The organism is Streptomyces sp. NBC_01689 (genome assembly GCF_036250675.1).
GTDB lineage: Bacteria > Actinomycetota > Actinomycetes > Streptomycetales > Streptomycetaceae > Streptomyces.
This window is the reverse complement of record NZ_CP109592.1, coordinates 1,394,997-1,418,817: the sequence shown is the minus strand read 5'-3', so window position 1 is coordinate 1,418,817 and position 23,821 is coordinate 1,394,997. Positions and strand designations below refer to the sequence as shown.

Below are 23,821 nucleotides of genomic sequence, written 5' to 3'. Positions count from 1 at the left end.
GAGCGCGGCCGTGGACGCCGACGACGGGAGGGGCGAGGCCCGCTGGGGCTGGGGCTGGGCGTGACGTCGCCGTCGCGCCCCAGCCCAGCCCAGCCCAGCCCCGCCGGTCAGTCCTTGAGCCGGTCGATCTGGCGGATCTTGTTGGTCGCGTCCAGGGCGGCGACCTTGTAGGACTCCGCGAGCGTCGGGTAGTTGAACACCGCGTCGACCAGGTAGTCGACCGTGCCGCCGCAGCCCATCACCGACTGGCCGATGTGGATCAGCTCGGTGGCACCGGTGCCGAAGCAGTGCACGCCGAGCAGCTTGCGGTCGTCGGGGGAGACGAGGAGCTTGAGCATGCCGTGCGAGTCGCCGATGATCTGGCCCCGGGCCAGTTCCCGGTAGCGCGAGACGCCGACCTCGAAGGGCACGCAGTCCTCGGTGAGCTGGTCCTCGGTGCGCCCGATGAAACTGATCTCCGGGATGGTGTAGATGCCGATCGGCTGGAGGTCGTGCATCGGGTGCACCGGTTCGCCGAACGCGTGGTACGCCGCCGTACGTCCCTGCTCCATCGAGGTCGCGGCCAGGGCCGGGAAGCCGATGACGTCGCCCACGGCGTAGATGTGCGGGACCTCGGTGCGGTAGTTCTCGTCAACCTTGATCCGGCCGCGCGGGTCGGCGGACAACCCCGCCTTGTCCAGGTCGAGTTCGTCGGTGAGACCCTGTCGGCCCGCGGAGTACATCACGGTGTCCGCGGGGATCTTCTTGCCGCTCTCCAGGACGGTGAGCGTGCCCCGGGGGTGACGCTCGACCGCGGCGACCGTCTCACCGAAGCGGAAGGTGACGGCCAGGTCGCGCAGGTGGTACTTCAGCGACTCGATGACCTCGACGTCGCAGAAGTCGAGCATGGAGGCCCGCTTCTCGACCACCGTGATCTTGCTGCCGAGGGCGGCGAACATGGAGGCGTACTCCATGCCGATCACACCGGCGCCGACGATGACCATGGAGCGCGGCACCCGCTCCAGGTTGAGAACGTTGTCCGAGTCCATGATCGTGCGTCCGTCGAACTCGACGGAGGCGGGCCGGGCCGGCCGGGTGCCGGTGGCGATCACGATGTGCTCGGCGGTCAGCAGTTGTTCGTTGCCGTTGGCCTCGGTCAGGGCGACGGTGTGGTCGTCCACGAAGCGCCCGGTGCCGGCGAAGAGGGAGACGTGGTTGCGGGAGAGCTGGCTGCGGATGACGTCGACCTCGCGGCTGACCACGTGCTGGGTGCGCGCGGTCAGGTCGGCGACGGTGATGTCCTCCTTGAGCCGGTAGCTCTGCCCGTACATGTCGCGCTGGGTGAGGCCGGTGAGGTAGAGGACCGCCTCGCGCAGGGTCTTGGAGGGGATGGTCCCGGTGTGGATGGACACCCCGCCGACCATGTCGGGCCGGTCGACGACGGCGACCCGGCGGCCGAGCTTCGCCGCGGCGATGGCGGCCTTCTGCCCACCGGGGCCGGATCCTATGACAAGCATGTCGAAGTCGCGCACTCTCCGGAGTCTGTCAGGCCGACGTCCTTCCCCGGAAGGGCGCAGGGGCAACGGACCACGTCGCGCGGGGAAAAATACGGTGGTCAACGCCGCCCACGGCGGCGGACGCCGGACGCGCGACGCCCGCCCCGCCGAACGCCGACACCCCGACGATCGCCCCCCGACGGCCGACCGCCGGAGGTCACCGCACCAGACACGGACGCTTGCCGTCGAACTCCCAGCCAGGGATGAGGAACTGCATTCCGGCGGCGTCGTCGCGCGCCCCGAGTGCCTTCTCCCGGTAGAGCTCGTGGGCCGCGAGGAGCCGGTCCATGTCGACGCGGACCCCGAGCCCGGGGGCGTCCGGGACGGCGATCTCCCCGTCGACGATGCGCGGCGGCTCGACGGTGAGCCGCTCCAGCCCCTCCTGCCAGATCCAGTGCGTGTCCAGGGCGTTGTACGCACCCGGTGCCGCCGCGCCGCAGTGGGTCACCATGGCGAGCGAGATGTCGAAGTGGTTGTTGGAGTGGCAGCCCCAGGTCAGTCCCGTCGCGTGGCAGAGCTGGGCGACCCGTACGGAGCCGCGCATCGTCCAGAAGTGCGGGTCGGCCAGCGGGATGGAGACCGACTGCAGGGCCAGGGCGTGGGTCAACTGCCGCCAGTCGGTGGCGATCATGTTGGTCGCCGTCGGCAGACCGGTGGCGCGCCGGAACTCCGCCAGGATCTCCCGCCCCGAGTAGCCGTCCTCGGCCCCGCAGGGATCCTCGGCGTAGGCGAGGGTGCCGACCAGGGGCGCGCACAGCTCGACGGCCTCGCGCAGCGACCACGCTCCGTTCGGGTCGAGGGTGATCCGCGCCTCGGGAAAGCGGTCCTTCAGCGCGCGAACGGCCTCGACCTCCTCGGTGCCCGCCAGCACACCGCCCTTGAGCTTGAAGTCCCGGAAGCCGTAGAGGTCGTACGCGGCCTCCGCCTGGCGCACGATCGCCCCGGGGGAGAGGGCCTCCTCGTGGCGGATCCGGTACCAGTCCACGGAGGCGTCCGGTTCGCGGACGTACTCCAGGCCGGTGCGGTCGGGGTCACCGACGTAGAACAGATAGCCGAGGACCCGTACGGAAGCGCGCTGTTGGCCGTCGCCGAGGAGGGCCGCCACGGGTACGTCGAGGTGCTGTCCGAGGAGGTCGAGCAGCGCCGACTCGACGGCGGTGACGGCGTGGACGGTGGTCCGCAGGTCGAAGGTCTGGGCGCCGCGTCCGCCGGAGTCCCGGTCGGCGAACTCGGCCCCGATCTCCCGCAGCACGCGCTGGTAGTCGCCCACCTTCGCGCCGACGACCAGTGGCCCGGCGTCCCGCAGGGTCCGGGTGATCCTCTCCCCGCCCGGGACCTCGCCGAGCCCCGTGCGGCCCTCCGAGTCCGTCAGGACGACCACGTTGCGGGTGAAGTAGGGGCCGTGCGCGCCGGAGAGGTTCAGTTCCATGGAGTCCCGCCCCGCGACCGGATAGACGTCGAAGGCGGTGACGGTCGGCTGGCTGATGCCCATGTCTTCGGGGTCCTTGTGTACGCGGTGGGTGGGGGCGCGGGGAGGAGGGGAGGCGGAGAGGAGGGGAGCGCCGGGGGTCAGCGTCGGCCGGGCGCGGCTTCGGTCAGGAGCTGTCCGGCGTCGAGGATCTTCGCGAGGAGGGCGAGGTCGTCCGGGCCGGGGTCGGTGAGCGGTGCCCGGACCGGGCCGACGGGCAGGCCGCGCAGCCGGGCGGCTGCCTTGACCAGCGAGACGGCGTAGCCCGGCACCCGGTCGCGCAGTTCGACGAGCGGGACGTAGAAGTCCCGCAGCAGAGCGGTCGTGCGCTCCTGGTCGTCGTCGCGCAGCGCGGTGAAGAAGGCGTTCGCGATGTCCGGTGCGAAGGCGTGGACCGCGGAGGAGTAGGCGGGCACGCCCACGGTGGCGTAGGCGCGGGCCTGGACCTCCGCGGTCGAGGCGCCGTTGAAGAACAGGAAGCCGTCGGGGGCGGCGAGCGTGAGCCGCTGGAGCCGGTCGAGGTCGCTGTGGCCGTCCTTGAGGCCGACGACCGTGGGGATGTCCGCGATCCTGCGCAGACTGTCTGCGCTGAAGGCGACCTGTCCGCGCTGGTAGGCGATGAGGGGCAGGGAGGTGCCGGCCGCGATCCGGCGCAGCTGCTCCACCAGGCCGTCCTGCGGGGCGGCGACCAGGTAGTGCGGCATCACCAGGAGGGCGTCCGCGCCGGCCTCCTCGGCGATCCGGGCGAACCGCAGCGCCTGTGCCCAGCCGTAGCCGATGCCCGCGACCACCGGCAGCCGCCCGTCGGCGATCTCGGCCGTGGCCGTGACGACCGCGCGGTACTCGTCCTCGTCCAGGGAGAAGAACTCACCGGTTCCGCAGGCGGGGAAGACCGCGCCCGGCGCGGTCGCGAGCTGGGCGGTCAGATAGGCGCGGTACGAGTCCAGGTCGAGGCCGCCGTCGTCCCGGAAGCTCGTGAGAGGGAAGGACAGCACGCCGCCCGCCATGCCGTCCCGCAGTCGCCGTGCCACGTCCTCGGCCTCCGTGCTGAACCGCTCCATGATGCGCATCCCCATATGCAGATGGTGTTTATGTATGCAGATGAAGGTTAGGTGGGTGAACCATCGCGGGTCAATGGGGGGAGGCTCGGCGGTTTTACGATGGGGCCCATGTCCGAGAGCAGAGGCGTGCGCGCCGTGAAGTCGGCGTCCCGCACCGTCGCCCTGCTGGAACTGCTCGCCGGGCGCGGCGACCGGCCGGCCCGTCTGGACGAGCTCGCGGCGGAGCTGGAGGTGCCGCGCAGCAGCATGTACCAACTGCTGCGGACCCTCGTCGACTGCGGCTGGGTCCGCACCGACACCACCGGCTCGCTCTACGGGATCGGGATCCGCGCCCTGCTCACGGGCACCGGCTATCTCGACGCGGACGCCCATGTCCGCGCGGTGCGCCCCCGCCTCGACGAGGTCTCGGACACGCTCGGCGAGACGATCCACCTCGCGCGGCTCGACGGGCCGGACGTCGTCTACCTCGCGACCCGGGAGTCCCACGAGTACCCGCGTACCCTCAGCCGGGTCGGCCGCCGGGTCCCGGCCCATGCGGGCGCCCTCGGCAAGGCGCTGCTCGCCGAACGCCCCGACGACGGACTCCCGCTCCCCGCCGGCCCGTTGGCGGCCCTCACCGGGAACACCCACACCGACCGGGCCGCGCTGCTCGCGGACCTCGCCGGGGTGCGCGAGCGCGGCTACTCCGTCGACCGGGAGGAGACGGTGCCCGGCATCGCGGGATTCGGCTTCGCCCTGCGCTACGACACACCGGCCGTCGACGCCGTCAGCTGCTCGGTGCCCGTCGCCCGGCTCACGGACGAGCACGAGGCGCGGATCGTCTCCGTCATGCGGGAACTGCGGACGACGATCGAGACCCTCGCCGCCCCGGCGCCGGGCGCCCCCGACTGGCGCTGACCGGGGAACTCCGGCCCGGCGCCCGCGCACCTCAGACCAGGGCCTGGTCGAGATAGCACCAGCGCCAGTCCTCACCCGGTTCGAACGACTGCACGATGGGGTGACCCGCCGTGGCGGCGTGCGCCCGCGCGTGCTGGAGCTTCGAGGAGTCACAGCACCCGATGTGTCCGCAGGTCAGGCACATTCTCAGATGCAGCCACTCGGACCCGATGTGCAGGCACTCGTCGCACCCGTCCGGGGTGCGCGGTGTCACGGAGCGGATGTACGGCAGATGCGGGTCGGGCAGCGCCTCGGCCATGGCGGGTCTCCTTCCTCCCCCTTCACGGGGGCCGGGCTTCACGGGGCCCGGTTCATCGGCGGACGGCCAGGCTCTCCTCGACCCACCCCCTCAGCGCCGGCGCGGGAGCCGCCCCGGTCCTGCGGGAGATCACCTCACCCCCGTCGAGCAGCAACAGGGTCGGCACGGCCTGCACCTGGAACCGCTGGGCGAGCCGCGGGCTCCGGTCGATGTCCACCTTGACCAGCTTCACCCGTCCGGCGAGTTCGTGGGCGACCCGCTCCAGCGCGGGGCTGACCGTCCGGCAGGGCCCGCACCAGGTGGCCCACAGGTCGACGAGGACGAACGGCTTCGCCTGTTCGGCGACCTCGGCGAAGTCCGCGTCACCGGCCTCGGTGATCCACGCCAGGGGGGAGTGGCAGTTCCCGCACCGCGGGGTGCCCGCGGCGGCCGCCGGCACCCGGTTGCCGCGGCCGCAGTGGTCGCAGGTGACCGTCCCGGCCGATGTCGCGCCCATCGCGCTCACGCCGCCTTCCGGACGTCCGGCACCGCCGGTTCGCCGTAGGTGACGACCAGTTCGCCGTGCTGCGCGTCGACCCGGATCGTCGACCCGTCCTGCACGTCACCACGGATCAGGGCCCGGCCCACGAGGGTCTCGACCTCGTGCGAGATGTACCGGCGCAGCGGGCGCGCCCCGTACACCGGATCGAAGCCCTGCCGGGCGATGAGTTCGAGCGCCGCGGGCGTCAGCTCGACGCTGATCTGCCGCTCGGCCAGACGCCTGCGCAGGTCGCTGAACTGAAGCTCCACGATGCGCTCGATCTGCGGCAGCCCCAGCGGCTTGAACAGCACGATGTCGTCGATCCGGTTGAGGAACTCGGGCCGGAAGTGGCTCTGCAGCTCGCCCAGCACCAGGGCCCGCGCCTCCGGCTCGATCTCGCCGTCGGCGGTCACCCCGTCCAGCAGGTGCGCCGATCCGATGTTCGACGTCATGATCACCACGGTGTTGCGGAAGTCGACCGTGCGGCCCTGCGAGTCGGTGATCCGGCCGTCGTCGAGGACCTGCAGCAACGTGTTGAACACATCGGCGTGAGCCTTCTCCACCTCGTCGAACAGGACCACGGAGTACGGCTTGCGGCGCACCGCCTCGGTGAGCTGGCCGCCCTCCTCGTACCCGACGTAGCCGGGAGGGGCTCCGACCAGTCTGCTGACGGTGTGCCGCTCCTGGTACTCGCTCATGTCCAGCCGGACGATGTTCTCCTCGGAGTCGAAGAGCGCCGCGGCGAGCGTCTTGGCGAGTTCGGTCTTCCCGACGCCGGTGGGGCCGAGGAAGAGGAACGAGCCGATGGGCCGGCGCGGGTCACGGATGCCGGAACGGGCGCGGATGATGGCGTCGGCGACCAGTTTGACCGCCTCGTCCTGGCCGATCACCCGCTCGGTGAGGATCTCGTCGAGCCGCAGCAGCTTCTCGCGCTCGCCCTCCTGGAGCCGGGTGACCGGGATGCCCGTCCAGGCCGCCACGATCTCCGCGATCTCGTCCTCCGTCACCACCTCGCGCAGCAACCGGTTGTCGCCCTGCTTGGAGTCGAGCCGCTCCTCCTCGGAGGCCAGCCGGCGTTCCAGCTCGGTGAGCCTGCCGTAGCGCAGTTCGGCGGCGCGGTCGAGGTCGTAACTGCGTTCGGCCTCCTCGGCCTCCTGCCGCACCTGTTCCAGTTCCTGGCGCAGTTCCTGCACCCGGCGGATGGCCTGGCGCTCCGCGTCCCACTGGGCGTGCATCGCGTCGGACTCGGCGCGCAGATCGGACAGTTCGCGGCGCAGCTCCTCCAGACGCTTCGCGCTGGCCGGATCGCTCTCCTTCGCGAGCGCCGCGTCCTCGATCTCCAGACGGGTCACCCGGCGGGTGATCCCGTCCAGCTCGGCGGGCATGGAGTCGATCTCCGTCCGCAGCCGGGCACAGGCCTCGTCGACCAGGTCGATGGCCTTGTCCGGCAGGAACCGGTCGGTGATGTACCGATGGCTGAGGGTGGCCGCCGCGACCAGGGCCGTGTCCTGGATCTTCACCCCGTGGAAGACCTCCAGCCGCTCGCGCAGCCCGCGCAGGATGGAGACCGTGTCCTCGACGCTCGGCTCGTCCACCAGCACCTGCTGGAAGCGGCGTTCGAGAGCCGCGTCGGACTCGACGTACTTGCGGTACTCCTCCAGGGTCGTCGCCCCGATCATGTGGAGTTCGCCGCGGGCCAGCATCGGCTTGAGCATGTTCCCGGCGTCCATGGCCCCTTCGGCACCGCCGCCCGCGCCGACGACCGTGTGCAGTTCGTCGACGAAGAGCAGGATGCGCCCCTCGGCCGCCTTGACCTCGCTCAGCACGGCCTGCAGCCGTTCCTCGAACTCGCCGCGGTACTTGGCGCCCGCCACGAGGGCGCTCATGTCGAGCGAGAAGATCGTCCGGTCGCGCAGCCCGTCCGGCACGTCACCGCGCACGATGCGCTGCGCCAGACCCTCCACGATGGCCGTCTTGCCCACGCCCGGGTCGCCGATGAGCACCGGGTTGTTCTTGGTCTTGCGGCTCAGGATCTGGATCACCCGGCGGATCTCCGCGTCCCGGCCGATCACCGGGTCCATCCGGCCGCCGCGCGCCTCGGCCACCAGATCACGGCCGTACTTCTCCAGGGCCTCGTACGACGCCTCGGGGGTCGCCGAGGTGACGCGCTGGTTGCCGCGGATCCGGGTCAGCGCGGCCAGGAACGCGTCCTCGGTGACGCCGAACTTCTTGAGCAGGCGCCCCGCGGCCGTCCGGGACCCCTCCTCCGCCAGCGCCAGCAGAAGGTGCTCGACCGACACGTACTCGTCCTTCAGTCGCTTGGCCTCCTGCTCGGCGGCGTCCAGCACCCGGGCCAGCCGCTGGGTGACGTACACCTGTCCGGGCGTGGCGCCGGGCCCGGTCACCTTCGGCCGGCGGGCCAGTTCCTCGGAGACGGCGGCGCGCAGGGCCTGGGTGTCCGCACCGGTCTGGTCCGCCAGCCGCGCGATCAGACCGTCCGGCTGGTCGAGCAGGGCGAGCAGCAGATGTTCACCGTCGACCTCGGACTGGTTCAGCCGGCCGGCGATCGTCTGCGCCTCCTGCACCGCTTGCTGGGACTTCTGGGTGAGCCGGTTCATATCCACGATTCATCACTCCTGGAGCCGGCGTCGCTGCGCCTCAGCGCGTCCTCCAGCTCACTGATCCGGTCGAGCAGGTCGACCACCAGACCCAGGGAGGCGTAGTTGAGGGGGAGCGCGGCCCGTAGACGTTGGATGCGGGCGAGGGCGGCGGGGGCGGACGGCGCGAACCACAGCCGGCCCGTCGCGTCCCGGGTGGCCTCGACCAGGCCGAGGGCGACGAACCGCCGGACGAGATCCGGGTGGATGCCGGAGCGGAGGGCCACGGCGTCCAGACCGAGCCGCAGCGGTGGACCGAGGCCGGCGGCGCGCACCCGGACGGTGAGAACCGGCGGCGCGTCCGGTGCGGCGGTGCGGCGGGCCGCGCCGCCGGGACGGGGGGCGGTGGTCATCGGGGCCTCCTCGGGTCGAACGAGGACACGGCGGCCAGCTCCTCGAAGAGCTCGCGCTCGCGGGCGGTGGGCTCGGGCGGCACCATGATGCGGATCTCCGCGTAGAGGTCGCCGTCCTGGCCGCGCGGGTTGGGCATGCCCTCGCCGCGCAGCCGCAGCCGGCGGCCGCTGGAGGAGTTCGCGGGGACGGTGACCTTTACCGTGCCGCCGGGGGTCGGCACCGGCACGGTCGCGCCGAGGGCCGCCTCCCACGGCGTCACCGGGACGACCACATGGATGTCCCGCCCCTCCAGTCGGAACCGTCCGTCGGGCTTGATGCGCACCCGCAGGTACAGGTCGCCCGGTGGGCCGTCACCACTGCCGTGGCCACCCTCTCCCGCCAGCCGGATGCGCTGGCCGTCCACCACACCCCGGGGGACGGTGACGTCGTAGCCGCGCTGTCCGGCCGGGCCGCCCAGCGTGATGCTGCGCCTGCCGCCCCGGTACGCCTCCTCGACGCCGAGCTGGATCTCCGCCTCCTGGTCGGCGCCGGGCACCGGACCCCAGCCGCCGCCTCCTCCGCCCCGTCCGAACATCCCGCCGAACAGGTCTTCGAAGTCGACACCGGAGCCGTCGAAGCCGGCGCCGTCGGCGGTCCGGAAACGGACACCGCCGCCTCCGCCGCCGCCCGCCCAGGCAGCCCGTCCGCCCCGGGCCCCGGCCGCCGCGGCCACCCGCTCGTCGTAGTCCTCCGGGATCTGCCGGAAGTCCTCGCCGAAGCGGTCGTAGCGCTGCCGGGTCTTGGGGTCGGAGAGCACGCTGTAGGCGTCGTTGAGCTCCTTGAAGCGCTCCTCGGCGCCCGGATCCTTGTTGACGTCGGGGTGGTGCTTGCGCGCCAGCGTGCGGAAGGCCTGCTGGATCTCCTCGGCGCTCGCGGAGCGCGGCACCCCGAGCACGTCGTAGTAGTCGCGTGCCATGTGGCGTCACTCCTGCCGCTTGCTGACCATGACGAACGCGGGGCGCAACTGGCTGCCGTCCGACCCGTAGCCCGGACTCACCACCTGGGCCACGGTGTTGGGCTCGGCGCCGGGATCGTCGACGACCCCGACGACCTCGTGTCTGGTCGGGTCGAAGGGCACCCCGGTCTCCTCGTGGCGCGGGTAGCCGAGGCCGCGCAGCACCTCGACCGCCTGGTCGCGCACGGTCTCGACGCCCTTCAGCACGGCCGACGGGTCGGCGTCGGCGTGCGCCAGGGCCCGTTCCAGGTTGTCGAGGACCGGCAGCCAGGCCGCCGCGGTGCGGGCGCGCTCCTCGCCGCGCACGCGCTCCAGCTCCTTCGCGTGACGCTTGCGCAGGTTGTCCAGATCGGCGAGGGCGCGCCGCCAGCTGTCCCGCAGCTCGTCGAGCTCCGCGGACCGGTCGGCCGCCTCCGGCCGCGCCGCGGCGGCCGGAGGGGGCGGTCCGTCGGCAGCCGGGTCCTCGACGCGCCGCTCCTGTTCGGGAGGCGTCACAGGCTCCTGTCCGGTGGCCATGACCGCACCTCAGCTCTTGTCGAATTCGGCGTCTATCACGTCGTCGGAACCGGTCGGGGCGCCCGTGGTGCCCGGTGCGCCGGGCGCGGCCTCGGAGGTCGTGCCCGCGCCCGCCTGGTGGGTGGCGAGCGAGGCCAGCATCTGCTGCAGCTCGGAGGTCATGGGCCGGACCTTGTCCGGCGGCGCGTCCTGCCGCACGGCCTCGCGGGCGTCGGAGACGAGCATGTCCGCACGGGCCCGCTCGTGTTCCGGCGCGGCCTCGCCCAGCTCGCTCAGACGGCGCTCGACCTGGTAGGCGACCGCGTCCAGCTCGTTGCGGGCGTCGACGGCGTCGCGCAGTGCCTGGTCCTCGCCGCGGTGCTGCTCGGCCTCCTGGACCATCCGCTCGACCTCGCCCTGGTCGAGGTTGGAGCCCTCGCTGATGGTGATGCTCTGTTCCTTGCTGGTGTCCTTGTCCCGCGCGGTCACGTTCAGGATGCCGTTCGCGTCGATGTCGAAGGTGACCTCCACCTGCGGCTCGCCGCGCGGTGCCGGACGGATGTCCTTGAGCTGGAAGCGGCCCAGCACCCGGTTGTCCGCGGCGAGTTCGCGCTCACCCTGCAGCACGACGACGTCGACGGCCTCCTGCCTGTCCTCGGCCGTGGAGAACGTCTCGGAGCGGCGCACCGGGATCGTGGTGTTCCGCTCGATGAGCTTCGTCATGACCCCGCCGCGGGTCTCCACGCCCAGCGACAGCGGGGTGACATCGAGCAGCAGTACGTCCTTGACCTCACCCTTGAGCACGCCCGCCTGGATCGCCGCGCCCAGCGCCACGACCTCGTCGGGGTTCACGCTCATGTTCGGGTCCTTGCCGCCGGTCAGCCGCCGGACCAGGCTCTGCACCGCCGGGATGCGCGTCGAGCCGCCCACGAGAATGACCTCGTCGATGTCGTTCTCGCTGACCTTGGCGTCGCTCATCGCCTGCTTGACCGGCTCCAGGGTCCGTTCCACCAGGTCGGCGGTGATCTGGTCGAACTTGGACCGCATGATCGTCTCGGTCAGGTGCTTGGGCCCGGACGCGTCCGCCGTGATGAACGGCAGGCTCACCTGGGTCTGGGTCACCGAACTCAGCTCGGTCTTGGCCTTCTCCGCGGCCTCGAACAGCCGCTGCAGGGCCTGCGGGTCCTTGCGCAGATCGATGCCGTTCTCCTGCTGGAAGGTGTCGGCGAGCAGGTCGACGATCCGGCGGTCGAAGTCGTCACCGCCGAGGTGGCTGTCGCCCGCGGTCGAACGGACCTCCACCACGCCGTCGCCGACGTCCAGGATGCTCACGTCGAAGGTGCCGCCGCCCAGGTCGAAGACGAGCACCGTCTCGTGCTGCTTCTTCTCCATGCCGTACGCCAGCGCCGCCGCCGTCGGCTCGTTGATGATGCGCAGCACCTCCAGGCCCGCGATCCGGCCGGCGTCCTTGGTCGCCTGGCGCTGCGCGTCGTTGAAGTACGCCGGTACGGTGATGACCGCTTCGGTGACCCGCTCGCCCAGCTGCTTCCCCGCGTCGTCGGCGAGCTTGCGCAGCACCTGTGCGCTGATCTCCTCGGGCGAGTACAGCTTGTCGCGCACCTTGAAACGGGCGACGCCGCCCTCGCCCTCGACGACGTCGTAGGCCACCGCCTTGGCCTCGGCGGACACCTCGTCGTAGTGCCGGCCGATGAACCGCTTCGCCGAATAGATGGTGCCCTTGGGATTGAGGATCGCCTGCCGCCTGGCGAGCTGGCCCACCAGGCGTTCGCCCCCTTCGGCGAAGGCGACGATGGAGGGCGTCGTCCGCGAGCCCTCGGCGTTCGGTATGACAGTGGGTTCACCGCCCTCCCACACGGCGATCACCGAGTTGGTGGTGCCCAGATCGATTCCGACTGCCTTGCCCATGAGGAACTCCTTCGCCTGCCGCCCCGGCGTCCGCCCCTGTCCGGTGACGGCGGTCGTGTTCAGGTCGGGTCCGCCCGGCCGTGGGCGCCCCGACGCGCGTCGGGCGCCCGGAGCGCACCCACGTCGTGGCTTCCGTCCCTGCCAGACTGTTACGGGGCGCGGGGCGGCGCCTGCGCCCGGCGGGGTGAAATTCGGGCTCCGGCCTCGACCTGTCAGGACAGGGTTGGCCGGCCCGCACGGCAGGCGGCCGAAAGGTGCGAACGGTACGATTGACGCATGCCTGGCATGGCCGACGACGCCTCCGGTGCGGGGCACCAGCGCCTCGGACCGCGCGGCTCACCCAGCCAGGTGCCCTCCACCGCTCCGGCCTCCTGGGGCCGCAGACAGCTGGCGAGCCTGTACGACGTGTTCGTGCTGGTCGTGACGATGCTGGACGCCCCCGAAGCACAGGAGATCCTGCGGCTGGCCATGGACGCGGTGCCGCGCCTCACCGGATGCCGGCCCGAGGGCTGCTACCTCCTCAGGGACGGACGCTTCGAGCTCGACGCCACACCGGGCGCCTCCGCGCTCGACGGCCGCGCCACCAAGGAGCTGCCCGCGGCGATCCGCCAGCTGAGCGCGCTGGACGGGGAGGACGGCACCCTCCGGTTCCGGGAGGGCGGCTGGGGATGGGCGGCGGGGCTGCGCAGCTCCCGCGGACTCCTCGGCTATCTCGTCGTCAGCGCCCCCGAGCCACCGTCCGACGACGAACGCTTCCTGCTGTACGCCCTCGCGCGGCCGACCGCAGCCGCGCTCTACAACGCCGACGCACGCAGCCGTGACCGTGAGTACGCCCGGCAGCTGTTCCGGGCGATCGAGGAACGGGACACGGTCAACGAACGGCTGACCGCGCTGGTCGCGGAGCTGGAGGCGCAGCACACCGTGCACGACGTCCTCGCCCGCGCCCACGACGGCGACGCGGGGGAGCGCGGTATCGCCGAGGCGGTGTACGAGCTGACCGGGCTCGCCACCTGCATCGAGGACCGCTTCGGCAACCCGCTGGCCCGGGCGGGACCCTGTGTGGACACCAGCCACGAAAAACCGGACCCGACGCTGCGCGAACAGCTCCTGCACCGCGCGATGCGGACCCCGGACCCGGTCCGCCACGAGGGACGCCTCATCGGGGTGGCGCGCCACCACGGCGAGATCCTCGGCACGATCGAACTCGTCGACCCGGCCTGCGCGGCGGGCGACGCGGAGGCGTTCGCGCTCGGCCACGCGTGCACCGCGCTGGCCCTGGAGCTGGCCCACCGCCGCAGCCTTGCGGAGGCCGAACTGCGCATGAGCCGCGATCTCGTGGAGGACCTGCTCACCGGAGCGGACGAGGGCGGCGCGTACGCCCGGGCCGAGGCGGTCGGGCACGACCTGCACGGACCGCACCATGTCGTGGTCGCGCAGTGGCAGGCGACGGCCGCCGACGACCGGTTCCTGGCCGTGGTCGACCGCTCCGCACGGGGACTGGGGATGCGGTCACTGCTCGCCCGCCGCTCGGACCTGGCGGTGCTGGTCGTCCAGGGGGAACCGCGCGACCCCGGGCTGTACGGCGCGGTCGCCGGCGAGCTGGGCTCGTGGCGGGGCGTGGTGGGCGTCGGGAGCCTGTGCGAGACGACGGCGGGCCTCCCGCACTCCTACGAACAGGCCGTCAGCGCGCTGCACGTGCGCCGGCAGTCGCAACCGCCGTACGGCACCGCGGTCTACGAGGAACTCGGCCTCTACCGCATCCTGGCCAGGGGAACCGACGCCCGGGACGTCACCTTCTTCGTCCGGGAGTGGCTCGGCCCGCTCCTCGACTACGACGCCACCCACGGTACTGACCTGGTACACACCCTCACCCGGTACTTCGACCACGGCGGCAACTACGACGAGACGGCGCGGGCCCTCGCCGTCCACCGCAGCACCCTGCGGTACCGGTTGCAGCGTATCCGGGAGGTCGGCGGACGGCGGCTGGACGACGTCGACAGCCGCTTCAACCTCCAAGTGGCCACGCGGATCTGGAAGGTGAGCGGTCCGGCGTCCGGGGGAGGCGCGCGCTCCGACTCCCTTCCCGGCGGGGAGACCCGGTGACGACCGTGCGTACGGGCGGACGTTCGACGCCAACGGCTTCGTCCGGCAAGAAGGTTCACCCTCGTCGCTCGTGACGGGGCGACACCTGCGACACCGGAGTGCCCCTAACGCCGAGGCCTCTACGGGGAGTTCGGCCGGGTGCCAGGCTCGCGGAGGCTACTCGAACCGTGCCGGATCGCCCGCACCGCGGCGTACGATCTCGGGCTCTCCCTGCGAGAAGTCGATGACCGTCGTCGGCTCGACGCCGCAGTCACCGGAGTCGAGGACCGCGTCCACCACGTGATCGAGCTCGTCCTTGATCTCCCATCCCTGGGTGAGCGGCTTCTCCTGGTCGGGCAGGAGGAGCGTGCTCGACAGCAGTGGCTCACCGAGTTCGGCGAGGAGCGCCTGGGCGACGGCGTGGTCGGGAATCCGGACGCCTACCGTCTTCTTCTTCGGGTGCAGCAGTCTGCGCGGGGCCTCCTTCGTCGCCGGGAGGATGAAGGTGTAACTGCCCGGGGTCGAGGCCTTGACCGTGCGGAACACCGAGTTGTCGATGTGCACGAAGTGGCCCAGCTGCGCGAAGTCCTGGCACATGAGGGTGAAGTGATGCCGGTCGTCGAGCCGGCGGATCGAGCGGATGCGGTCGAGTCCCTCCCGGTTGCCGAGCTGGCATCCCAGCGCGAAGCAGGAGTCGGTCGGGTAGATGACGAGACCGCCGCCGCGGATGATCTCGGCCACCTGGCTGATGATCCGCGGCTGGGGGTTCTCCGGATGAACGTCGAAGTACTTGGCCATGGACCGAGCTTAGATCGCCGGGGCGAGGCGCTCAGGCCCGCCGGGCGGACGGTCGCGGCTCTCCCGGCCGCTCCCTCCCGCGGTGGCGCCTCCTGGCAGCCGTCGACACGGCTCTCGCGGACAGTCGCCCGGGAGGCGAGCGGCGAGGGGCTGTCGGCGTGCGCGGTCGCCCCCCATGGCTGTCCCGTGATCCCCGGCGGGCGCACGACCACAGCCACGCCACCGCGCCGCGTCGTCGCACCGCCCGCATACGCCCGGTACGAGGACGGCCCGCCGGTGTGCGGCGCACCGTGTCCGACGCCGCGCGCCGATCCGCCGGGGATCACGGGACAGCCCCCAGTCCGTCCGGCGGCGGCCGAAAAGAGCCCCGGGCAGCGGTGAACGTCCAGCAAGCAATGGTCAATTTCAGCCTTAGCTTTGTCATCGCCATGACAAAGACCGGGTCGTGATGCCAATCTCTTCATGAACGTTCACCGTTCCTTCACCTCCCCCCACCTCTCGCGCGCCGCCGAGTTCGAGAACGCCTCCGTGCGTCACCTCGTGCGGCGCCCTTTCCTGCTCAGCGCGCTGCCCGCCGGCCCCACCCCGCCGGCCCGCTCCGTCGGCCCCGACCACAGGCCGATCGTCGCCAGAAGGAGAAGCCCTTGTCACGGCCACGCCACCCCTCGAACCGCCGCAGATACACCGCGGTCCTGGCGCTCACCACCGCGAGCGCCCTGCTCGCGGCCGGTTTCCAGGCCGGCGCCGCGTCCGCCGCCCCCCGGGGCAACGGTCACGCGAAGATCACCGCCACCCCCCGGGCCGGTGCGGCACCGGCGAAGCTGTCCCCCGCCCAGCACGCCTCGCTGCTGAAGAGCGCGACCGCCGCGGTCGGCGACACCGCGAAGACCCTCGGCCTCGGCGCCAAGGAGAAGCTGATCGTCAAGGACGTCGCGAAGGACGCGGACGGCACCACGCACACCCGCTACGAGCGCACCTACGCGGGACTTCCGGTCCTCGGCGGCGACCTCGTGGTGCACACCAGGAGCGGCCGCAGCACCATGTCGGAGGCCACCAGGGCCACCATCAAGGTGCCCACGCTCACCGCCGGGGTCGCGTCGGGCACCGCCGCGCGGCAGGCGCTCGCGGTCGCCAAGAAGGCCGACGCCACCCGTCCCGAGGTCGACGGCACCCCCCGGCTGGTCGTCTGGGCCGCCGGGGCCGAACCGACGCTGGCCTGGGAGTCACTGGTCGAGGGCACCCAGGACGACGGCACCCCGAGCGAACTGCACGTCATCACCGACGCCGCCTCGGGCAAGGCCCTCTCCCACTACGAGGGCGTGCACACCGGGACGGGCACGGGCCAGTTCAGCGGGACGGTGCCGGTCGGCTCCACGCTCTCCGGCTCCACCTACCAGCTGGTCGACGGCGACCGCGCGGGTCACCGCACGTACGACCTGAACCAGGGCACCTCGGGCACCGGGACCCTGTTCACGGATGACAACGATGTCTGGGGCGACGGCACCCAGAGCAACCGCCAGACGGCCGGAGTGGACGTGGCCTTCGGAGCCGCGGCCACCTGGGACTACTACAAGGACGTCTTCGGCCGCAACGGCATCCGCAACGACGGGGTGGCCGCCTACAGCCGGGCCCACTACGGCAACGGGTACGTCAACGCCTTCTGGTCCGACACCTGCTTCTGCATGACGTACGGGGACGGCGCCGGCAACACCCACCCGCTGACCGCCCTCGACGTCGCCGCGCACGAGATGAGTCACGGCGTCACCGCCGCCACCGCCAATCTCACCTACTCGGGGGAGTCGGGCGGCCTCAACGAAGCCACTTCGGACATCTTCGCCGCGGCGGTGGAGTTCCACGCGAACCTGGCCGCGGACGTCCCCGACTACCTCGTCGGCGAGAAGATCGACATCAACGGTAACGGCACCCCGCTGCGCTACATGGACAAGCCCTCCAAGGACGGGGCGTCCCGCGACTACTGGGACTCCTCGCTGGGCGGCGTCGACGTCCACTACTCCTCGGGACCGGCCAACCACTTCTTCTACCTGCTCTCCGAGGGCAGCGGCGCCAAGACCGTCAACGGGGTCTCGTACAACAGCCCGACCTACGACGGTGTACCCGTGACCGGCATCGGCATCGAGAACGCGCAGCGGATCTGGTACCGGGCCCTCAGCACCTACATGACCTCCAGCACCAACTACGCCGGCGCCCGCGTCGCGACGCTGCAGGCCGCCGCCGACCTCTTCGGCGCCTACAGCGACACCTACCTCGCGGTGGCGGCCGCCTGGGCAGGCATCCACGTCGGTGACCGGATCGCCCTCGGCGTCAACGTCTCCCCGATCGGCGACCAGATCAGCGGCGTCGGCCAGCAGGTCTCGCTGCAGACCAGCGCCTACACCACCAACTCCGGCGCCGGTCTCTCGTACGAGGCCACCGGGCTGCCGGACGGCCTCTCCATCAGCGACACCGGACTGATCTCGGGCGTCCCGACCACGACCGGGACCAGCGCCGTCACCGTCACGGTCACCGACAGCACGGGGGCGTCCGTCTCCACCGACTTCTCCTGGCGGATCGCGAACATCTACGTCAACGGGGCCCGCGTCGACATCCCCGACAACGGGCCCGCGGTCGAGTCGCCGATCACCGTCACCGGCCGCGACGGCAACGCCTCGGCCACCACTCAGGTCTATGTCAAGATCATCCACACCTACCGTGGTGACCTGACGGTGGACCTCGTCGGTCCGAACGGCACCGTCTACTCGCTGCTGAACCACAGCGGCGGATCCGCCGACAACGTCGACCAGACCTTCACGGTCGACGCCTCCGCCCAGCCCGTCGACGGCACCTGGATCCTCAGGGTCCGGGACACCGCCTCCATCGACGTCGGCTACATCCAGCAGTGGCAGCTCACCCCCTGACCCCGGCCGGCCCGCACCGGGCCCGCTCCCGCTGACCCGACCCGCCCGTCCGGACCCGCCCTGCGCGGACCGGTCGGGCGGGCTCGTCGGCCCCCGCGCCGGTTCAGCCGGTGACGTGCTCGGTCCGGGGGGTGAGGACCAGCATCGTGACGTCGTCACGCACCGCCCCGCAGAACCCCAGAAGGTCCTCCCAGAGGTGGGTGGTGAGCTCGGACGGCGACTCCTGCGCGAACCGGGTCAGCCGTTCGGCCAGGGGATAGAACGCACCGGAGGCGTCCCTGCTCTCGGACATGCCGTCGGACCCCAGGAAGAGCCGGTCGCCGGGTTCGAGCAGGACCGTGCGGACCCGGGGCGGCGAGAGCCCGAAGAACCCGAGGCCCAGCGGGGCACCGGGTTCGAGGTCCAGTTCGAACGCCTTCCCGCCGCGCAGCAGATACGGATGCGGGTGCCCGCACGAGGTCATGCGTACGGTCTCCGCGGCCGCGGAGAACTCCAAAACCAGCGCGGTGGCGAACAACTCGGCGTGCTCGGTCCGCGACGAGTCGACGATGAGCCGGCGGTCCAGACGGGCCGCCACCTCGGTCAGATCGCGCTGGTCGAGCACCGACTCGTGGAACGCGCCGAGGAGCGAGGCGACCGTACCGACGGCCGACAGACCGTGCCCCTGCACGTCCCCCATCACGGCCCGCACCCCGAAGGGGCCGTCCCGCACGTCGAAGAAATCGCCGCCGACCAGGGTCTCGCGTTGCGCCGCGCGGTACAGCCCCACGCAGCGCACCAGACCCACGGACTCGGGAAGCGGTGGCAGCACGGCGAGCTGGGCCGCCTCGGCGACGGTGCGCACCGTGACCAGGTCGGCGTCGCGACGACTGCGTACCAGGGACAGGATCACGCTGAGTCCCGCGATGAACACGATGGTCAGCAGGTCGGTGTTGCCCGGATGGTTCAGCTGGAACACCGGAACGACCAGCAGGGCGACGACGACGACGCCGTACAGCGCCGTCACCAGCGGCCCGTAGGAGAGCACCGCCAGGGACGGGATGACGCCCAGCAGGAATCCGATGTCCACCGGACGCTTGCTCGCCAGTTCCGTGCCGCAGACCACCACCAGCAGGACCGGCGGCAGCACCCGCACCCAGCGCGGCGGTGGTGCTCCGCGCAGCCAGCCTCGCTTCCCGTTCTCGCGTAGCCGCGGGACGGCCGCGCCCATAGGCACTCCTCCCTCCTCCACCACGCTCCTACGTCATGCGCCCGGGCGCATCACGGTGGCCGATTTCATGAGGCCGAACGGAGTGGGTGAGGCCGAACGGAGTGGGCCCAGGAGGTGGTTGACATGCAGAATTTCCCGTCCGCGTTCCGTCCGCGCCGAAAGTGCGGCGGGGACGGAGGTGTCGCGGCCGGATCAGCGGACACCCGGTTCCCCGAAAGCGCACTAGCACCGACGCGGACCGCCACGGGACGCGTACCCGCGCAGAACGTGGTTCCACGGAGAACGGGACCCGCGGGGACCAAGGGAAGGAATGCTGCGTGAACGAGAACCTGTGGGCCTACGCGCCGACCGCCGGTCACACCCCGGACGCCGATCTGACCGGGTACCGGGTGGACGCGAGCGACGGCCACATCGGCAAGGTCGACAAGCACTCGGGAGAGGTCGGTTCTCAGTACGTCGTCGTCGACACCGGCGTCTGGATCTTCGGGAAGCGGGTCCTGCTCCCCGCCGGGACGATCACCGCCATCAGCCACGACGAACGGACCGTGCACGTCTCCCGGACCAAGGAGGAGATCAAGGCGGCGCCCGAGTTCGACGAGGAGAAGCACCTCGGCGACCCGCGCTACCGCGACCAGCTGGGCGGACACTACGGGTCCGGTCACTGACACCGCCCCAGGAGGCCGCCTCCCCGACGCGGACGCCGGTGCCACCCCCGGGACGGCACCGGCGTCCGTGCGGTCGCGGAGTCCCCCGGTCGGCCGCGCGAAAGGGTGATCCACGCGCCGGCGCATCCGGGCGGCCGGTACGACGGGTAGACCGGTTCAGGAGAGTGACGTGCGGCCCGGTCCGGGAGCGTGCGGGCTCGTGCCGTCAGGGCCGAGTGCCCCGGCGCCCCGTGCCGACGGAGCCGCCCAGCGAAGGAGAGCCCCATGGCCGCCACCCGCGGTGAACCCGATGTGCTGGTGGTCGGCGCCGGTCTCGCCGGCCTCGCCTGCGCCCACGACCTCGTACGGGCCGGACTCGGCGTCCGCGTCCTGGAGGCGTCGGACGGCGTCGGCGGGCGCATGCGGACGGACCGCCACGAGGGGTTCCTGCTCGACCGCGGCTTCCAGGTGTTCAACACCTCCTACCCCCAGGTCCGGCGCCGCCTTCCGCTGCGGGAGCTGCGGCTGCGGCCCTTCACCCCCGGCATCCTCGTCCACACCGACGAGGGTGTGCTGCGCTTCGGCGACCCGACCCGGAAGCCGCACCGGCTCGGTGATCTGCGCCCCGGCCGGTTCGCCGGCGGCCGGGACCTGCTCGCCCTGGGAGTCCTGTCGGCCCGCGACCTGCTCGCCCCGGTCCGCTCACCGGCGACCGGCGACGACCGCACGACGCGCACCGCCCTGGCGGAGGCCGGATTCTCCGAGGAGTTCGTCGAGAACTTCTTCCGTCCGTTCCTCTCCGGGGTCTTCCTGGAGGACGAGCTGGAGACCTCCAGCAGGGTCTTCCACCTGGTCTGGCGCAGCATGCTGCGGGGCACCCTCTGTCTGCCGTCCGCGGGCATCGGGGCGGTGCCGGAGCTCCTGGCCGCCGCGCTGCCGCCGGGAACGGTGAGCCTCGGCGCCCCGGTGGCCCGGCTCACGGACACCGGGGTCGCGCCGGCCGACGGCGGTGAACTGCCCGCGCGGGCCGTGGTGGTGGCGACCGGACCGGTCCCGGCCGCCGCTCTGCTGCCGGGGCTGGACGTACCGGAGTACCGAGTGGTGACGACGTACTATCACGCCGCCGAGCGCTCTCCCCTGGCCGAACCCACCCTCCTGACGGACGTGCGCCGGAGGTTCCTCAACACCTGCGTCCTGAGCGAGGTGGTGCCCGGCTACGCTCCGGCCGGCCGCGCGCTGATCGCCACGTCCGTGCTGGGCGACGACCACGGGGACCGCGAGAAGGAGACGCGCGCGGCACTCACCGAGGTGTACGGGACCGATGCCGGCGCGTGGCAGCTCCTGCGCGCCACCACCGTGCCCGACGCGCTGCCCGCCATGCCGCCGCCGCACCCGCTGAGCCGCACCACCCGGTTCGCTCCCGGCCGGTACGTGTGCGGTGACCACCGGGCCACCGGCTCCGTGCAGGGGGCGCTGGCCTCGGGGGCCCGTGCGGCCCGCGCGGTGGCGCGGGACCTCGCGTCGTGACCGTGCGGCAGGACCCGGGGCGGGGCCGCTCATGAGAGAGCCCCGGCTGGACGGGGGAGACCAGCCGGGGCCGTACGAGGTGGCCGGCGGAGGGCGGTCGCCTCTCGGCGGGGGGCTCCATGGGGCTTCAGCCGGACGATCGTCCCCATGGCCTTCGGTCGGGCCCGGGGACACTGTCCCCTCCGCAGCCACACCTCTTCCAACGGCCGGGCGGCGGCGGTTGTTCCCGTCCCGCGCCCGCCGCCGGTGTGAGGTGCGGAACAGGCCCGGACGGGCCCGCTCAGCCGAGGAAGTCGGCGACGAGCGCGGCGAACTCCTCGGGGCCGGCGAGCCGGATGCCGAGGTCCTCGGCCTTGGCGCGCTTGGATCCCGCGTTGGCTCCTGCGACGACCAGGGTGGTCTTCCTGGAGACGCTGGAGGAGGAGCGGCCGCCCGCGCGCTCGATGAGCTCGTTCATCTGGTTGCGGCTGAGCTTCTCCAGGGCGCCGGTCATGGCGCCGGTGACGACGACCGTCATCCCGGCCAGGGGACCGCCGCCCGCGGCGCCCTCGCCCGCGGCGTCCGCGTCGCCGTCGGTCGCGTCCCCGGTGGCGGCCACGGGGGAGGGCGGGGTGGCGCCCGGTTCGGTCATGTTGACCCCGGCGTCCACGAGTCTGTCGATGAGCGGTGCCAGCTCGGCCAGCTCGGCGACGATGGAGGGGGCCTTCTCGGTACCGATCCCCTCGACCCGCTGCAGCTCTTCGGCGTCGGCGGCGCGGATGAGGTCCATGGTGGCGAAGTACCGGGCGATACGACGGGACATGGAGCGCCCGGTGCCGCGCACACCCAGCGCGCACAGCACCCGTGACAGCGGCTGAGCCCTGGCCGCGGCGATCGCGGCCAGCAGGTTGTCGGTGCTGGTCTCGCCCATCCGCTCCAGGCCCAGGAGCTGCTCGCGGGTGAGGGCGAACAGATCGGCGAGGTCGGCGACCAGGCCTGCCTCGACGAGCTGCACGACACGCGTGGAGCCGAGGCCCTCGATGTCGAGCTGGTCGCGTCCGGCGGCGTACGAGAGGGCCGCCACCAGGTGGCAGTTGCGGCCGTTGGCGCAACGCCAGCGCTGCTCACCGGTGTCGATGGCCGATCCGCACCGCGGGCACACCTCGGGGAAGACGATCGGCTCCTCCTCACCGGTGCGCAGGTGGGCGACCGGCGCCTCGACACGGGGGATGACGTCACCGGCGCGGTGCACCATGACGTGGTCGCCCAGGCGCAGGTCCCGGCGGGTGATGTCCGCCGGGTTGTGAAGCGTGGCGTAGGTGATGGTGGAGCCGTCGATCTCGACCGGCTCCAGGACGGCGCGCGGGGCGATGATGCCGGTACGGCCCACGTTCCACTCGACGCCCACCAGCCGGGTGATCTTCTCGACCGCGGGCAGTTTGTAGGCGATGGCCCAGCGCGGGGCACGCGAGCCCGATCCGGCGGCCCGCTGGTCGTCGGCCAGGTCGGCCTTGACCACGATTCCGTCGATCCCGAAGGGCAGTTCGGCCCGCAGCGCCGCGATCTCCTTGACGCGGGCCAGGACCTGCTCGGTGGTCTCGGCGGTGATGCCGGGCACGGCGGTGGTCGCGGTGGTGCTCACCCCGTACGCTCCGGCAAGCGCCATGAGGTCGCTGTGCGCCGGCCCGGCCAGGCGCTCGGCGAGCGCGCTGTCCGTGTCGGGCAGCGGCAGCAGTCCGTACCCGAAGAAGGTCATCGGCACGGTGTAGGCGCGGTCCTTGGCCCGCAGGGTGCCCGCCGCGGCGTTGCGCGGGTTCGCGAACGGCTGCCCGCCGTGCTCGGTACGCACCTCGTTGGCGTACTCGAACTGCGCGGTGGACATCAGGACCTCACCGCGCACCTCCAGCGTGACCGGCTCCGCGAGCCTGAGCGGGAGTCCCTCGATGGTCCCGATGGCGTGCGAGACGTCCTCCCCGGCCGTCCCGTCGCCCCGGGTGACGAGTCTCTCCAGACGGCCGCGGGTGTACCGGGCGGCGATCGCGAGGCCGTCGAGCTTCGGCTCGACGCTGAACCGGGTCGCCTCGTGGCCGATCCGGCGGGCCAGGGACGCGGTCCACGCGGTGAACTCCTCGGCGGAGAAGACGTTGTCCAGGCTCAGCATCGCCACCGTGTGCGGGACGTCGCCCTCCACGGCGCCGCCGGCGACCTTGCCCGACGGCGAGTCGGGCAGCACCTCCTCGGGGTGCTCCGCCTCCCATGCCGCGATACCGCGCACCAACCGGTCGTAGGCGTCGTCGTCCAGGACGGATGTGCCGCCTGTGTAGTAGGCCGCCGACGCCCGCACCGCGTCCTCGACCGCCTGTGCGTAGGCGACGGCATCCACGATCACTGCAGCTGGTGTTGTCATACCCGTCATCCTGCACGCCACCACTGACAACGCCCTGGTGCGGGCGCCGTCGAC

Annotated in this window: 18 protein-coding genes; 5 read left to right on the top strand and 13 right to left on the bottom strand. The window is 72.0% G+C overall.

Annotated elements, in window-relative coordinates; translation table 11 throughout:
- Positions 1-107: 107 nt before the first annotated feature.
- From sthA to OG776_RS05995, 3 genes are all read right to left on the bottom strand, one after another.
- Positions 108-1,511, bottom strand: coding sequence for a Si-specific NAD(P)(+) transhydrogenase (gene sthA, locus OG776_RS06005; RefSeq protein ID WP_148012051.1), 1,404 nt, complete (start codon positions 1,509-1,511; stop codon positions 108-110).
- A 181-nt stretch (positions 1,512-1,692) separates the two neighbouring features.
- The gene (locus tag OG776_RS06000) at positions 1,693-3,021 is read right to left on the bottom strand and encodes an enolase C-terminal domain-like protein (protein WP_148012124.1); all 1,329 of its coding nucleotides are present in this window, start codon (positions 3,019-3,021) and stop codon (positions 1,693-1,695) included.
- 83 nt (positions 3,022-3,104) lie between these two features.
- Positions 3,105-4,079, bottom strand: a complete 975-nt coding sequence (locus OG776_RS05995) for a 5-dehydro-4-deoxyglucarate dehydratase (protein WP_329319368.1) — start codon at positions 4,077-4,079, stop codon at positions 3,105-3,107.
- A gap of 93 nt (positions 4,080-4,172) precedes the next feature.
- Here OG776_RS05995 and OG776_RS05990 point away from each other — a divergent pair, with 93 nt between their 5' ends.
- Positions 4,173-4,961 carry an IclR family transcriptional regulator gene (locus tag OG776_RS05990; RefSeq protein ID WP_148012052.1) on the top strand — a complete coding sequence of 263 codons (789 nt, stop codon included), beginning with the start codon at positions 4,173-4,175 and terminating at the stop codon, positions 4,959-4,961.
- A gap of 31 nt (positions 4,962-4,992) precedes the next feature.
- On the opposite strand, the gene OG776_RS05985 is transcribed toward OG776_RS05990, so the two are convergent.
- The 7 genes from OG776_RS05985 to dnaK are packed head-to-tail and all read right to left on the bottom strand — an operon-like array spanning position 4,993 to position 12,205.
- Positions 4,993-5,259 carry a UBP-type zinc finger domain-containing protein gene (locus OG776_RS05985; RefSeq protein WP_148012053.1) on the bottom strand — a complete coding sequence of 89 codons (267 nt, stop codon included), beginning with the start codon at positions 5,257-5,259 and terminating at the stop codon, positions 4,993-4,995.
- Positions 5,260-5,311: 52 nt separating this feature from the next.
- A complete protein-coding gene (gene trxA / locus OG776_RS05980) occupies positions 5,312-5,755 on the bottom strand; it encodes a thioredoxin (RefSeq protein ID WP_148012054.1) in 444 nt (147 codons plus the stop codon).
- 5 nt (positions 5,756-5,760) lie between these two features.
- Entirely contained in the window at positions 5,761-8,403 is a 2,643-nt protein-coding gene (gene clpB, locus OG776_RS05975) for an ATP-dependent chaperone ClpB (protein WP_148012055.1), read from the bottom strand.
- Positions 8,394-8,789, bottom strand: a complete 396-nt coding sequence (locus OG776_RS05970; protein ID WP_148012056.1) for a chaperone modulator CbpM — start codon at positions 8,787-8,789, stop codon at positions 8,394-8,396. The genes clpB and OG776_RS05970 overlap by 10 nt, the downstream gene beginning before the upstream one ends.
- Complete coding sequence (locus OG776_RS05965; RefSeq protein WP_329319363.1) at positions 8,786-9,745, bottom strand: DnaJ C-terminal domain-containing protein; 960 nt, start codon at positions 9,743-9,745, stop codon at positions 8,786-8,788. Before OG776_RS05965 ends, OG776_RS05970 begins: the two co-directional genes overlap by 4 nt.
- Positions 9,746-9,751: 6 nt before the next feature.
- Positions 9,752-10,300, bottom strand: a complete 549-nt coding sequence (locus tag OG776_RS05960) for a nucleotide exchange factor GrpE (RefSeq protein WP_148012058.1) — start codon at positions 10,298-10,300, stop codon at positions 9,752-9,754.
- A gap of 9 nt (positions 10,301-10,309) precedes the next feature.
- Positions 10,310-12,205: a molecular chaperone DnaK gene (gene dnaK, locus OG776_RS05955; RefSeq protein ID WP_148012059.1), complete on the bottom strand. Its 1,896-nt coding sequence runs from the start codon at positions 12,203-12,205 to the stop codon at positions 10,310-10,312.
- Between the two features lie 276 nt (positions 12,206-12,481).
- Here dnaK and OG776_RS05950 point away from each other — a divergent pair, with 276 nt between their 5' ends.
- A complete protein-coding gene (locus tag OG776_RS05950) occupies positions 12,482-14,308 on the top strand; it encodes a PucR family transcriptional regulator (RefSeq protein WP_329319360.1) in 1,827 nt (608 codons plus the stop codon).
- 156 nt (positions 14,309-14,464) lie between these two features.
- On the opposite strand, the gene OG776_RS05945 is transcribed toward OG776_RS05950, so the two are convergent.
- Positions 14,465-15,085, bottom strand: coding sequence for an L-threonylcarbamoyladenylate synthase (locus OG776_RS05945; RefSeq protein ID WP_148010540.1), 621 nt, complete (start codon positions 15,083-15,085; stop codon positions 14,465-14,467).
- 644 nt (positions 15,086-15,729) lie between these two features.
- On the opposite strand from OG776_RS05945, the gene OG776_RS05940 reads away from it, so the two are divergent.
- A complete protein-coding gene (locus tag OG776_RS05940; protein WP_329319358.1) occupies positions 15,730-18,000 on the top strand; it encodes a M4 family metallopeptidase in 2,271 nt (756 codons plus the stop codon).
- A gap of 103 nt (positions 18,001-18,103) precedes the next feature.
- Here the strand turns inward: OG776_RS05940 and OG776_RS05935 are convergent, their stop codons facing one another.
- On the bottom strand, positions 18,104-19,210 hold the full coding sequence (locus tag OG776_RS05935) for a PP2C family protein-serine/threonine phosphatase (RefSeq protein WP_148009768.1): 1,107 nt from the start codon (positions 19,208-19,210) through the stop codon (positions 18,104-18,106).
- 317 nt (positions 19,211-19,527) lie between these two features.
- On the opposite strand from OG776_RS05935, the gene OG776_RS05930 reads away from it, so the two are divergent.
- On the top strand, positions 19,528-19,875 hold the full coding sequence (locus OG776_RS05930; RefSeq protein WP_329319354.1) for a PRC-barrel domain containing protein: 348 nt from the start codon (positions 19,528-19,530) through the stop codon (positions 19,873-19,875).
- A gap of 264 nt (positions 19,876-20,139) precedes the next feature.
- The gene (locus OG776_RS05925; protein ID WP_148009770.1) at positions 20,140-21,381 is read left to right on the top strand and encodes an NAD(P)/FAD-dependent oxidoreductase; all 1,242 of its coding nucleotides are present in this window, start codon (positions 20,140-20,142) and stop codon (positions 21,379-21,381) included.
- A gap of 280 nt (positions 21,382-21,661) precedes the next feature.
- Here the strand turns inward: OG776_RS05925 and ligA are convergent, their stop codons facing one another.
- Positions 21,662-23,776, bottom strand: a complete 2,115-nt coding sequence (ligA, locus tag OG776_RS05920) for an NAD-dependent DNA ligase LigA (RefSeq protein WP_329319351.1) — start codon at positions 23,774-23,776, stop codon at positions 21,662-21,664.
- Between the last annotated feature and the right edge of the window lie 45 nt (positions 23,777-23,821).

Excerpts from the sequence above, each read along its gene's own strand:
- OG776_RS05995 (WP_329319368.1), bottom strand. The coding sequence starts at position 4,079 with ATGGGGATGCGCATCATGGAGCGGTTCAGCACGGAGGCCGAGGACGTG.
- OG776_RS05990 (WP_148012052.1), top strand. The coding sequence starts at position 4,173 with ATGTCCGAGAGCAGAGGCGTGCGCGCCGTGAAGTCGGCGTCCCGCACC.
- OG776_RS05985 (WP_148012053.1), bottom strand. The coding sequence starts at position 5,259 with ATGGCCGAGGCGCTGCCCGACCCGCATCTGCCGTACATCCGCTCCGTG.
- trxA (WP_148012054.1), bottom strand. The coding sequence starts at position 5,755 with ATGGGCGCGACATCGGCCGGGACGGTCACCTGCGACCACTGCGGCCGC.
- OG776_RS05970 (WP_148012056.1), bottom strand. The coding sequence starts at position 8,789 with ATGACCACCGCCCCCCGTCCCGGCGGCGCGGCCCGCCGCACCGCCGCA.
- OG776_RS05965 (WP_329319363.1), bottom strand. The coding sequence starts at position 9,745 with ATGGCACGCGACTACTACGACGTGCTCGGGGTGCCGCGCTCCGCGAGC.
- OG776_RS05960 (WP_148012058.1), bottom strand. The coding sequence starts at position 10,300 with ATGGCCACCGGACAGGAGCCTGTGACGCCTCCCGAACAGGAGCGGCGC.
- dnaK (WP_148012059.1), bottom strand. The coding sequence starts at position 12,205 with ATGGGCAAGGCAGTCGGAATCGATCTGGGCACCACCAACTCGGTGATC.
- OG776_RS05950 (WP_329319360.1), top strand. The coding sequence starts at position 12,482 with ATGCCTGGCATGGCCGACGACGCCTCCGGTGCGGGGCACCAGCGCCTC.
- OG776_RS05945 (WP_148010540.1), bottom strand. The coding sequence starts at position 15,085 with ATGGCCAAGTACTTCGACGTTCATCCGGAGAACCCCCAGCCGCGGATC.
- OG776_RS05935 (WP_148009768.1), bottom strand. The coding sequence starts at position 19,210 with ATGGGCGCGGCCGTCCCGCGGCTACGCGAGAACGGGAAGCGAGGCTGG.
- OG776_RS05925 (WP_148009770.1), top strand. The coding sequence starts at position 20,140 with ATGGCCGCCACCCGCGGTGAACCCGATGTGCTGGTGGTCGGCGCCGGT.
- ligA (WP_329319351.1), bottom strand. The coding sequence starts at position 23,776 with ATGACGGGTATGACAACACCAGCTGCAGTGATCGTGGATGCCGTCGCC.